At 64.5% G+C, this 12,112-nt stretch carries 11 protein-coding genes; 5 read left to right on the forward strand and 6 right to left on the reverse strand.

From position 1 onward, the window contains the following. Window positions 1–72: 72 nt before the first annotated feature. From OKW29_RS33440 to OKW29_RS33460, 5 genes are all read right to left on the reverse strand, one after another. On the reverse strand, window positions 73–669 hold the full coding sequence (locus tag OKW29_RS33440; protein ID WP_018420121.1) for an FMN-dependent NADH-azoreductase: 597 nt from the start codon (window positions 667–669) through the stop codon (window positions 73–75). A gap of 191 nt (window positions 670–860) precedes the next feature. After that, window positions 861–2,651 (reverse strand): M61 family metallopeptidase, encoded by a 1,791-nt coding sequence (locus OKW29_RS33445; RefSeq protein ID WP_429293996.1) that lies wholly within the window; start codon window positions 2,649–2,651, stop codon window positions 861–863. 145 nt (window positions 2,652–2,796) lie between these two features. Further along, entirely contained in the window at window positions 2,797–3,522 is a 726-nt protein-coding gene (locus OKW29_RS33450; protein WP_184035963.1) for a DsbC family protein, read from the reverse strand. Between the two features lie 205 nt (window positions 3,523–3,727). Then, complete coding sequence (locus OKW29_RS33455) at window positions 3,728–4,900, reverse strand: UbiH/UbiF family hydroxylase (RefSeq protein WP_429293997.1); 1,173 nt, start codon at window positions 4,898–4,900, stop codon at window positions 3,728–3,730. Window positions 4,901–5,136: 236 nt separating this feature from the next. Beyond that, the gene (locus OKW29_RS33460; RefSeq protein ID WP_429293998.1) at window positions 5,137–5,505 is read right to left on the reverse strand and encodes a hypothetical protein; all 369 of its coding nucleotides are present in this window, start codon (window positions 5,503–5,505) and stop codon (window positions 5,137–5,139) included. 268 nt (window positions 5,506–5,773) lie between these two features. On the opposite strand from OKW29_RS33460, the gene ychF reads away from it, so the two are divergent. Next, window positions 5,774–6,868: a redox-regulated ATPase YchF gene (gene ychF, locus OKW29_RS33465; RefSeq protein ID WP_429293999.1), complete on the forward strand. Its 1,095-nt coding sequence runs from the start codon at window positions 5,774–5,776 to the stop codon at window positions 6,866–6,868. Between the two features lie 365 nt (window positions 6,869–7,233). Here ychF and OKW29_RS33470 read toward each other — a convergent pair whose 3' ends face one another. After that, window positions 7,234–7,770 (reverse strand): hypothetical protein, encoded by a 537-nt coding sequence (locus OKW29_RS33470; RefSeq protein ID WP_429294000.1) that lies wholly within the window; start codon window positions 7,768–7,770, stop codon window positions 7,234–7,236. 53 nt (window positions 7,771–7,823) lie between these two features. Between OKW29_RS33470 and ugpB the strand changes: the two genes are divergently transcribed. The 4 genes from ugpB (at window position 7,824) to OKW29_RS33490 (ending at window position 12,087) form a co-directional block, all read left to right on the forward strand. Continuing rightward, window positions 7,824–9,149: a sn-glycerol-3-phosphate ABC transporter substrate-binding protein UgpB gene (gene ugpB / locus OKW29_RS33475; protein ID WP_429294001.1), complete on the forward strand. Its 1,326-nt coding sequence runs from the start codon at window positions 7,824–7,826 to the stop codon at window positions 9,147–9,149. A 72-nt stretch (window positions 9,150–9,221) separates the two neighbouring features. Then, window positions 9,222–10,106, forward strand: coding sequence for a sn-glycerol-3-phosphate ABC transporter permease UgpA (gene ugpA / locus OKW29_RS33480; protein WP_090802034.1), 885 nt, complete (start codon window positions 9,222–9,224; stop codon window positions 10,104–10,106). Beyond that, complete coding sequence (gene ugpE, locus OKW29_RS33485; protein ID WP_184070540.1) at window positions 10,103–10,948, forward strand: sn-glycerol-3-phosphate ABC transporter permease UgpE; 846 nt, start codon at window positions 10,103–10,105, stop codon at window positions 10,946–10,948. Before ugpA ends, ugpE begins: the two co-directional genes overlap by 4 nt. Before the next feature lie 50 nt (window positions 10,949–10,998). Continuing rightward, window positions 10,999–12,087 (forward strand): sn-glycerol-3-phosphate import ATP-binding protein UgpC, encoded by a 1,089-nt coding sequence (locus OKW29_RS33490; RefSeq protein ID WP_429294002.1) that lies wholly within the window; start codon window positions 10,999–11,001, stop codon window positions 12,085–12,087. Window positions 12,088–12,112: the final 25 nt, after the last annotated feature.

Genomic DNA, 12,112 nt, shown 5'->3' on the forward strand with positions numbered 1-12,112 from the left:
CCCATCCGTGGCGTTATTCTTTTGACCGCTCGCGCCGCATCGAAGCTGCGCAATGCGGCAGGACAAACCCGCTTAGACCGCGGCGATCGCTTCGCGTGCCGAGCTCAGCGCGGCGTTCGCGGCGTCCGGACCCAGGTTCAGGCCTTCGGCGTAGATGAAGTTCACGTCGGTCATGCCGAGGAAGCCGAGGAAGCTCTTCAGATACGGCGTCTGGCTATCGTTCGGCGTGCCGAGATACTTGCCGCCGCGCGCCGACACGACGTGGACCTTCTTGCCCGTCACGAGGCCTTCCGGGCCGTTCGCGGTGTAACGGAACGTGATGCCCGCACGTGCGATGAAGTCGAAGTACGTCTTCAGTTGCGACGAGATGCCGAAGTTGTACATCGGCGCACCGATCACGATGACGTCGGCGGCTTGCAGTTCGGCGATCAGCGCTTCGCTGCGTGCGGCGATCGCGGCCTGTTCCGGGGTGCGCTGGTCGGCCGGCGTGAAGAACGCGCCGAGCACGGCGTCGTCGAGGTGCGGCAGCGGTTCGGCTTGCAGGTTACGGACGACGACTTGCGCGCCCGGATTCGACTGTTGCAGCTTTTCCGTCAGCTCGTTGACGAGAAGCGTCGAGTTCGCGCCTTGCGAACGGGCTGCCGAGTTGATTTGCAGGATCGTGGTCATGGTTGACTCCAGTAGGGGCGCGCAGTGTTGCGCGAGTGAAGTCATTGTGTTTTTTTACCGGCCGGCGAAAAAGCCGTCCGGCGGCGAAGGATTGTTGCATGGGTAGAACAATCAACCGCCCTCCTCCACCGATTGACGACGGGACAGGCGACGATCGGTGGACCGCCCGGTGCGGCCCACCACCACGCCGCTCACATCGTCAGCCAGCGCCCGAGGGCTTTGCGCGCGGCGGGACGGTGATCGCTGACCGTGAGCTTGTAGCGCGCCACTTCGGGACCGTCGAGCTTCACCTGCGTGACCCGCAGCTCGTCGCGGCGGAACGCGTGCACCTCGACCTTCGCACCCGGCTGATAGCGCGTCAGCAGAGCATCGATATTCCCGCCGGTCACGCGCAGACCATCGATCGCGATCAGCACGTCGCCAGCGGAGAGGCCCGCCTTCTGCGCGGCGCTGCCCTCGTGCACGGTCGCGAGCGCGCAATCCGCGCCGCCGCGTAGCCGCACGCCGAGCGACGGCTTGCCGTTCTTGTCGACGTCCGGCGCGAGCGCCACGCCGAACGGCGCGAGCAGCGCGTCGAGCGGCAGATCGCGCGTGCCGCGCACGCCCTCGGCGAACAGTTCGGCCAGTTGCGCGCCGCTCGCTTCCGCGAAAATCGCCTCGATCTCGCTTTCGTCGACGCCGACCGGCTTGCCTCGATAAAAATCACGGCCAAAGTGATTCCACAGCAGACGCATCACGTCGTCGAGCGATTTCTGGTTGCCGGTCTGCGCGCGGATCGTCAGGTCGAAGGCGAGCGCGATCAGCGAGCCCTTCGTGTAATAGCTGACGATCGCGTTCGGCGCGTTCTCGTCCTGCCGGTAGTACTTGACCCACGCATCGAACGAGCTTTCGGCGACGCTCTGCTTGAGGCGCCCGCTGCCGCGCTGCACCCCGCCGATCATCTTGCCGAGCAGGCCGAAATAGTCGTCCTGCGAGATCACACCGCTGCGTACGAGAATCAGGTCGTCGTAATACGACGTGAAGCCCTCGAACAGCCACAGCATCGACGTGTAGTTTTCGACGCCGAGGTCATACGGCGCGAACACGGCCGGCTTGATCCGCTTCACATTCCACGTGTGGAAATACTCGTGGCTGCACAGACCGAGATAGGTCCGGTAGCCCTCGCTCATCGGCTCGCGGCCCTGCACCGGCAGATCGGTGCGATTGCAGATCAGCGCGGTCGACGCGCGATGCTCGAGCCCGCCGTAACCGTCGGTGACAGCCTGCGTCATGAACACGTAGCGCTCGACCGGCGCCTTCTTCGACTTCGGTTCGAACAACGCGATCTGCGCTTCGCAGATGCGCTTCAGGTCCTTGCACAGACGCTCCATGTCGAGCCCGATCACGCGACCGCCGATCACGACGTCGTGCGGCACGCCGTGCGCCTTGAACGTCGCGAGCGCGAATTCCCCGAGCGTCACAGGATGGTCGATCAATTCGTCGTAGTTCTGCGCGCGGTATTCGCCGAAGCCGTAGCGCTTCGTGCCGCGCGCTTCCGGCAGCGCGGTCGCGACGCGCCAGCCGCGATACGCGGCGCCCTGCGGCTTCTGGATATCGACCACGCACTGCGCGTCCTCATGGCCGAGCGGTGACAGGAACACGCTGGTGCCGTTGAAAAAGCCGATCGTGTCGTCCAGATGCGCGGCGCGCACCGACAGGTCCCATGCGTACACCTCGTAGCGCAGCGTCAAGGCTCCCTTGACCGGCGCGGCCTGCCACGTGTGCTTGTCGATCTTCTCGACGCGCACCTTGCGGCCCGCGTCGTTCACCGCGCGCAGCGTGACGATGTTGCGCGCGAACTCGCGCACCATGTAGCTGCCCGGAATCCACACCGGCAGCATGAAACGCTGGCCGGCCGGATCGGGATCGGCGACGGTCACGGTGACTTCGAACAGGTGGGCGGCGGGGTTACCCGGAACGATGGTGTAGCGGATCGGCTTCATCGGCGGCGCTTGGGAGTGTCAGAAGAGTGACGCGGAGAAGTTCGGGGCTCGATGCGAAAGGAGGCGCTGCGTGCGCCTCCTTCAGTTTGAACCTTGCATCTGTTGCGCGCCCGGGGCGGGCGTGGCGCTGTGGCCAGCGCGCTGTTCAGTGCACGGCCGACAGTTCCTTGTCGAGCCGATCTGCCGGCACCGCGCCGGGCAGGCGGCGACCGTCGGCGAGAAACACCGTCGGCGTGCCTTCGACGTTCATCGAACGGCCGAGCGCGAGGTTCTTGTCGATCGCGGCGGTGTCGCAGGTGGCGGCGGCGGTCGGCGCCTGACGGTCCTGCATCCACGATTCCCACGCCTTCGCGCGATCGGCCGAGCACCAGATCGACTTCGACTTGGCCGTCGAATCGGGCGACAGCACCGGGTACAGGAACGTGTAGACCGTCACGTTGTCGATCGACAGCAGCGTTTTTTCGAGCTGCTTGCAGTACGGGCAGTTCGGATCGGAGAACACCGCGATCTTGCGCGCGCCGTTGCCGCGCACGACCTTCACCGCGTTGCCGAACGGCAGGCTCGCGAAGTCAATGCGGTTGGTTTCCGACAGGCGTGCCTCGGTCAGATTCTTGCGCGTCTTCGAGTCGACCATATCGCCGAGCATCAGGTAGTCGCCGCTCGCATCGCTGTAGACGATCTGCGTGCCGAGATTCACTTCGTACAGGCCCGCGATCGGCGTCTTCGACACGCTTTTGATCGTCACGTCGGAAAGACGGGTTTGCAAGGTGGCCTTGAGCTTGTCGGTGGTCTGGTCGGCCTGCGCCGAGCAGCCGAGCGTAGCGGCACCGATCGCGAGCGCGGCAGCGGCGATGCGGAAGGTCTTTTTCATGCTGGAGTCCTGGAGTCAGTCGCGCACCTGCGCGTTTTTTACGTTCCGGCCGCGAGTTTCGGCCGCCTATCTGTTCAATCAGGCTCGATCAGGTTCGATCGGGGGTCGGATAAGGGGCGGATCGCAGCGCTTCGATCCGGTCATGATACCTGTCCCGGGCGCCGGTGACCGGCCATCGGCTATCCGCCCGACGCCTCGTTGCGGTTTACCCCAGCGCGGCCGACACGAGCCAGCGCTTGATGAATGGCTGCGCGCCGACGAACGCCATGCCGGTATTGCGCACGGCGCGCGCGAGCGGACCGGGCACCGAGAACAGTTTCTGCAGACCGTCGGTGGCAATCATCAGCGCGCGAATGTCTTCGCGGCGCGCGCGTTCGTAGCGACGCAGCAGCACCATGTCGCCGAGATCGCGGAACGACTCCTTGCCGCCGATCGTGCTCGCGAGCGCGGCGACGTCGCGCAAGCCGAGGTTCATGCCCTGTCCTGCCAACGGATGGATCAGATGTGCGGCATCGCCGACCAGCGCGACCCGCGGGGCGACGAGCCGGTCCACGGTCTGCAACGCCAGCGGGAAGCCCTGCGCGGGCGTCACGCAGTCGAGCGCACCGAACTGTTCACCGCTCACGTGCTCGACTTCGGCGGCGAGCCGCTCGGGATCGAGCGCGAGCAACTGCTCGGCGTGTTCGGTGCGCGCCGACCAGACCAGCGACACGTGGCCGTCCGGCATCGGCAGCAACGCGATGATCTCGCCGTCGCGGAACCACTGATACGCGGTTTCGCCGTGCGGCTTCGCAGCCTTGAAATTGGCGACCACACCGATCTGTCTGTAATCGCGGCGCACCATCTTCGAGCCGATCTGCGCGCGCACCCACGAGTGCGCGCCGTCCGCGCCGACTACCAGATCCGCTTCGAGCACGCTGCCGTTCGCGAGGCCGACGCTCGCGTTGTCGACGGAGAAATCGAGCGCCTGCGCGCGCGCGTCGAACCACGTGAGATTCGGCTGGAAGCGCAGCGCGGCATCGAGCGCGCGCTCGATCACCGACGACTCGACGATCCACGCAAGCTGCGGTACCGATGCCTGAAACGCCGAGAAATGCAGCTCGGCGTGCGCGTCGCCGTAGACGCGCATGTCGTAGACGGGACCGAGCCGTGTGTGATCGAGCGCCTGCCAGACCCGCAGCCGCTCGAGCAAGGCCTGCGAACTCGACGACAACGCATAGACGCGCGAGTCGAAGACAGCACCGGCGGGCAGCACCGCGCAAGGCTGCGCGAGCAGTGCGACGCGCAGTCCGGCTTGCGTGAGCGCGAGCGCCGCGGTCTTGCCGACGAGCCCGCCGCCGATCACGGCGGCATCAAAGGTCTGGTGGTGTGCGTTCATGCGCGCATTATAGCCGCGGGGGTTGCGGGGGACGGATCGACGGGCGCGGCCGTTGGGCGGTGTGCGCGGGGCCTCGCGGGCTCGTGCCGGACATGGTGTGTGGGGTGAGAGCTTGAGGTTGTCGGCGGGACTGTGCGAGTCTGATGCCGACCGCTCGCGCAACCCGCACTTCATGCGTTGGCGGCCACGCGCATTTGAGTCCCGGGCCGGTGGCCGCGCGGCCTCGATGCGTCGTGCTAATGCGTCGCGGCGCTTGCCGCGAGCGCCGCGTTCGCCTCGCGCATGCGCATGAAGTCGCGATTGGACGAGAGGTTGCGCCACGCGGCCGCCTCAAGCTCCGCCTTGCGATCGCGCTGATCGCTGCGTACCGCGCAGTCGGGGAACACGCGGTCGAACACGCGCCATAGCGAGTCGTAGTCGTTCTTATCGGCGAACCGCGCGATGTCGGCGTGATCTTCGTGCGACAGGTGGGTCGTCAAACAATCGATGGTCTGCCGGTCCGTGGTGGCCTGCGCTTCGTCGAAATTCGGCGCGACCCATGTCGCGACCGAGCCCACCACGACCGCGGCGACGACGCCGATCCCAACCCATCTGATGATTCCCACGCTGCTCCCCCGGAAATTAAGCTCTGCCGGCTCTGAACTGACGATTCTACAGTGGCTTCGCGCCAATGCGCCGGCGGGTCCGCGCGGGCGAACGGGTTACAATTGCGCTTTCCGTGAAAACTCGCACTCAATCGTCGAGCCAACGCCCCGATTCGGTGTCTTGTCCGCTCCGCTGAGCCTGCCGCGCCCCACCTTGCGCGAAGGCTTTCCGAATCCGCGCGCAGCGTCGAGCGCATCACGCAACCTACTGATTCACTGAAGGATTTCCATGAGCCTCAAATGCGGCATCGTCGGCTTGCCCAACGTCGGCAAGTCCACCCTGTTCAACGCGCTGACTAAGGCGGGAATCGCCGCCGAAAACTATCCGTTCTGCACGATCGAGCCGAACGTCGGCATCGTCGAGGTGCCGGACGCGCGGCTGAAGGCGCTCGCCGACATCGTCAAGCCAGAGCGCATCCTGCCGGCCGTGGTCGAGTTCGTCGACATCGCCGGTCTGGTGGCCGGCGCGAGCAAGGGCGAAGGCCTCGGCAACCAGTTCCTCGCGAACATCCGCGAAACCGACGCGATCACGCACGTCGTGCGCTGCTTCGAAGACGACAACGTGATTCACGTCGCGAACAAGATCGATCCGCTGTCGGACATCGAGGTGATCAACACCGAGCTCGCGCTTGCCGACCTCGCCACCGTCGAGAAGGCGCTCGCGCGCTATTCCAAGGCGGCCAAGTCGGGTAACGACAAGGAAGCCGCGAAGAACGCGGCGGTGCTGGAGAAGGTCCGCGCGCAGCTCGACCAGGCGAAGCCGGTCCGCGCGCTCGATCTGACCGATGAAGAAAAGGCTACCCTCAAGCCGTTCTGCCTAATCACCGCCAAGCCCACGATGTACGTCGCCAACGTGAAGGAAAACGGCTTCGAGAACAACCCGCACCTCGACGCGATCACGAAGTTCGCGGCTGCAGAAGGCGCGCCGGTCGTGGCCGTGTGCGCGGCGGTCGAAGCGGAAATCGCCGACCTCGACGAAGCCGACATGGAAGTCTTCCTCGCCGACATGGGCATGCATGAGCCGGGCTTGAACCGCGTGATCCGCGCGGGCTTCAAGCTGCTCGGCCTGCAGACCTACTTCACGGCCGGCGTGAAGGAAGTGCGCGCGTGGACGATCCACGTCGGCGATACGGCGCCGAAGGCGGCCGGCGCGATCCACACCGACTTCGAGCGCGGCTTCATTCGCGCGCAGACGATCAGCTTCGACGACTACATCACCTACAAGGGTGAACAAGGCGCGAAGGAAGCCGGCAAGATGCGCGCGGAAGGCAAGGAGTACGTCGTGCATGATGGCGACGTGATGAACTTTTTGTTCAACGTGTAAGCGCGAAGCAGCGCAAACTGCGCTGCGCGCTCAAGGCCCGCGAACCCTCAGGGGTTGCGGGCTTTTTTGTTTGCGCGCTACGACTTCCGCAACGCGTCGAGACAACGGGCCTTGATATGCGGATTTGCAGTCGTGACCGCCGAAACAGCGCGCAACGCTTTGGCCTTGTAGTTTTTCGGCGCATCGACAATAAACGGAATGCCGCACACACGCGATATCGCGAGAACGTGACTGTCGCCTTCGAGAGGGTCTACGACCTTCAGCACAGCTGCGGGATTTCTCGGCAACGCCTAGGCAAGAGCGATTCCCAAACCTTCCGCGTTCGCGCCGTCGGCCCCTATGGCCAGTTTGGGCGCAAGTGCAACCTAATCTGCGCGGCCTGTCCCGATCCGTTCGAAAAGCCTATCGACAACTGCTTCGTCCAGCGACCTGAAAAACGCGCTTGCCCCTTGCCGGCGGATCGCCGCCGATACCTCAGCAGGCGTGTTGCCTGGCACGGCCCCCACTGCTCCTGACTCGCACACCAAGATCAGCGGCGCAAGGAATTTTTTCATCGTTCCACCCGAAGCACCATTGCCCGAATATCCGCGAGCGACCAGGTTGCCGTCTCGGGACAGGTTTCCCGAAGTCTGGCGATACGTCCAAGTCATGTTGGACACCTCAATATCAGATCGAGCGATCGAGCTTACGGTATCGCCAGATGGGCGAATGTCGAAAGTGGGCATGGTCCGGGGAGCGCATCTATGCGGCACCACTCCATGACCTGCATCACCCGTGATCTTGCCGAATAGATTGCCGTTTATTTCTTTTCCCTGACAGCCAATGCTAAATTTCGGCTTCCGGCGCGCCACCACCCTTGGTCTGCGCCGCCCGGCATCCGCCGCCGGAATGTCATCGAACACAACTAGAATCGCGCGATTCGCGTCCGCGCCCCTTCCGAACCGGAGACAAATCGATGAATTACAAGCCGCTGTTCCGTTCACTTTCCGTCGCCGCTGTATTGAGCATCGGCGTCAGCCAGGCGGCTCACGCCGCGACCGAAATCCAGTTCTGGCACGCCATGGAAGCCGCACTGGGTGAACGTCTGAACGACATCGCGAACGACTTCAACAAATCGCAAAACGACTACAAGATCGTGCCCGTGTTCAAGGGCACCTACGACCAGACCCTCGCCGCCGGCATCGCCGCCTATCGCAGCGGCAATGCGCCGGCCATCCTGCAGGTCTACGAGGTCGGCACCGCGACGATGATGCAGGCGAAGAAAGCCATCGTCCCGGTCACGCAGGTATTCAAGGACGCGGGCCTGCCGCTCGATCAGAAAGCCTTCGTGCCGACCATCGCGGGCTATTACAGCGACTCGAAAACCGGCGAACTGATCTCGATGCCGTTCAACAGCTCGACGCCGGTGCTCTACTACAACAAGGATGCGTTCAAGAAGGCTGGCCTCGATCCCAACCAGCCGCCGAAGACCTGGGCCGAGTTGCACGCCGATGCGCAGAAGCTGAAGGCCTCGGGCATGTCGTGCGGCTACTCGTCGGGCTGGCAAAGCTGGATTCAGCTCGAGAACTACAGCGCGTGGCATGCGGCGCCGTTCGCGTCGCGTAACAACGGCTTCGACGGCATGGACGCGCAGCTCGAATTCAACAAGCCGCTGCAGGTCGCGCACATCCAGTTCCTGCAGAACATGGCGAAGGACGGCACGTTCACCTATGTCGGCCGCAAGGACGAACCGGTGTCGAAGTTCTATAGCGGCGACTGCGGCATCATCACGAACTCGTCAGGCTCGCTCGCGACGATCAAGAAATACGCGAAGTTCAACTTCGGCACCGGCATGATGCCGTACGACGACAGCGTGAAGGGCGCGCCGCAGAACGCGATCATCGGCGGGGCGAGCCTGTGGGTGCTGTCGGGCAAGGACCCGGCCGTCTACAAGGGCGTCGCGAAGTTCCTCGCCTATCTGGCCACGGCGCCAGTCGCCGCGAAGTGGCATCAGGACACCGGCTATCTGCCGGTCACGACCGCCGCGTATGACCTGACGCGCCAGCAGGGCTTCTACGACAAGAACCCCGGCAGCGACACCGCGATCCGCCAGATGCTGAACAAGCCGCCGCTGCCGTTCACGAAGGGCCTGCGTCTGGGCAACATGCCGCAGATCCGCACCGTGATCGACGAAGAACTCGAACAGGTGTGGGCGGACAGGAAGACGCCGCAACAGGCGCTCGACTCGTCCGTCGCGCGCGGCGACGACCTGCTGCGCCGCTTCGAAAAGGCCAGTAACTAAGCATCGCCTGCAGGCAGGGTTCCGGCGCTCCCGCGCGGGAACCCGTCGTTGCAGCACACTCTGGACATTCCGATGGAAAAGCGCTCCTACTTCGGCACCAGTGCGCTGCCCTACCTGCTCGTCGCGCCGCAGTTGCTCATCACGCTCGTGTTCTTCCTGTGGCCGGCGGGCGTCGCGCTCTGGCAATCGACGCAAACCCAGGACGCGTTCGGTACGTCGAGCGCGTTCGTCGGACTCGCGAACTTCAAACAGCTGTTCGCAGACCCGCTGTATCTGGCGTCGTTCAACACGACGATCGTGTTCTGCACGCTCGTCACCGTGTCGGGCCTCGTGATCTCGCTGCTGCTCGCGGTCTGCGCGGACCGCGTGACGCGCGGCGCGAAGGCCTATCAAACGCTGCTGATCTGGCCGTACGCGGTCGCGCCCGCGATCGCCGCGGTGCTGTGGTCGTTCCTGTTCAACCCGAGCATCGGCCTCGTCACGTATGCGCTCGCGAAACACGGCATCGTGTGGAATCACGCGCTGAACCCCGGTCAGGCGATGTTCCTCGTCGTGCTCGCGTCGGTCTGGCAGCAGATCAGCTATAACTTCCTGTTCTTCTATGCGGGCCTGCAGGCGATTCCGCGCTCGCTGATCGAAGCGGCCGCGATCGACGGCGCCGGTCCGGTGCGCCGCTTCTTCGGCATCGCCCTGCCGCTGCTGTCGCCGACCACGTTCTTTCTGCTGGTGATCAACATCACCTACGCGTTCTTCGACACCTTTCCCGTGATCGACGCGGCGACCGGAGGCGGCCCAGGCCAAGCCACCCGCACGCTGATCTACAAGATTTTCGCCGAAGGCTTCCAGGGGCTCGACATCGGCAGCTCGGGCGCGCAGTCGGTCGTGCTGATGATCATCGTCGTGGCACTGACCGTCGTGCAATTCCGCTTCATCGAACGCAGGGTTCAATACTCATGATCGAGAACCGACGCGGTTTCGACCTGTTCTGTCACGCGGTGCTGATCATCGGCGTCGCGCTGGTGGTGTTTCCGGTGTACGTCGCGTTCTGCGCGGCGACGATGAGCGAGCACGAGGTGTTCACGGTGCCGCTGTCGCTCGTGCCGAGCACGCATCTGTTCGAGAACATCGTCACGATCTGGACGCAGGGCACCGGCAACGCCGCGGCGCCGTTCAATCGCATGCTGTTCAACAGCCTCGTGATGGCGCTCGTCATCGCGATCGGCAAGATCGCCGTGTCGATGATCTCCGCGTACGCGATCGTCTACTTCCGCTTTCCGTTTCGCACGCTCGCGTTCTGGCTGATCTTCATCACGCTGATGCTGCCGGTCGAAGTGCGGATTTTCCCGACCGTGCAGGTGGTGTCGTCGATGCATCTGAGCAATACGTACACCGGTTTGACGCTGCCGCTAATCGCGTCGGCGACCGCGACGTTCCTGTTCCGCCAGTTCTTCAAGACGCTGCCGGACGAGCTGATGGAAGCCGCGCGCATCGACGGCGCGGGCGCGCTGCGCTTCTTCTGGGACGTCGTGCTGCCGCTGTCGCGGACCACGATGGCGGCACTCTTCGTGATCACGTTCATCTACGGCTGGAACCAGTATCTGTGGCCGATCCTGATCACCAGCCAGCAGTCGCTGATCACCGCGGTGATCGGCATCAAGGGGATGATCGCCTCGGGCGATACCGCGACCGAATGGCATCTGGTGATGACGGCCACGCTGCTCGCGATGCTGCCGCCGCTCGCCGTCGTGCTGACGATGCAGCGCTGGTTCGTGCGCGGCCTCGTGGATTCGGAAAAATGATCCGGTATGGCGGACAGCGATAAGCACTCGAAATCAAAGGCTAGAACGGCATGGCTGCACTGACTCTGCAAAGCGTTAAGAAAACCTACGACGGCAAACAGTTCGTGTTGCACGGCATCGACGTCGACGTCGCCGACGGCGAATTCGTCGTCATGGTCGGCCCGTCCGGCTGCGGCAAATCGACCTTGCTGCGGATGGTCGCCGGGCTCGAGCGCATCTCCGACGGCAGCATTTCGATCGCCGGCAAGGTCGTCAACGAGTTGGAGCCGAAGGATCGCAACATCGCGATGGTGTTCCAGAACTACGCGCTGTATCCGCATATGAGCGTGGCCGAGAACATGGGTTACGCGCTGAAGATCGCGGGCGTCGATCGTGCGCAGATCGCGAAACGCGTCGAAGCCGCCGCGCATATTCTCGAGCTCGGCGCGCTGCTGCAGCGCAAGCCGCGCGAGTTGTCGGGCGGGCAGCGGCAGCGCGTCGCGATGGGCCGCGCGATCGTGCGCGAGCCGGCGGTGTTTCTGTTCGACGAGCCGCTGTCGAATCTCGACGCGCGTCTGCGCGTGCAAATGCGCCTCGAAATCCAGCGTCTGCATGCGCGCCTCAAGACCACGAGTCTGTACGTCACGCACGATCAGATCGAAGCGATGACGCTGGCGCAGCGCGTGATCGTGATGAACCAGGGCCACGCCGAGCAGATCGGCGCGCCGACCGAAGTCTACGAGCGGCCGGCCACGGTGTTCGTCGCGAGCTTCATCGGCTCGCCGGGGATGAACCTGCTCGAAGGCCGTGTCGCGGACGACGGCTCGACCTTCGACGTCGCCGGCAACGGCCCGAAGCTGCCGCTCGCGGGCGTGCCGTCGATCGGCCGCGAAGTCGCGACAGGCCGCGAGTGGACGCTCGGCATTCGCCCCGAGCATCTGAGCCCGGGCACGGCCAACGCACCGTTCGCGACACTGAGCGTCGATTCTTGCGAAATTCTCGGCGCGGACAATCTCGCGCACGGCCGCTGGGGCAAGCACGATGTGACCGCGCGGCTGCCGCACGCGCGTCGTCCCGCGGCCGGCGAGGCGCTGCAGGTCGTGCTGCCCACGCAGCATCTGCACTTCTTCGATCCGGCGACTGGACGGCGCGCGAACTGAGACGCCCGCGGAGCGCCGCGACGGC

This window comes from Paraburkholderia sp. CI3 (assembly GCF_050436505.1).
Lineage (GTDB): Bacteria > Pseudomonadota > Gammaproteobacteria > Burkholderiales > Burkholderiaceae > Paraburkholderia > Paraburkholderia tuberum.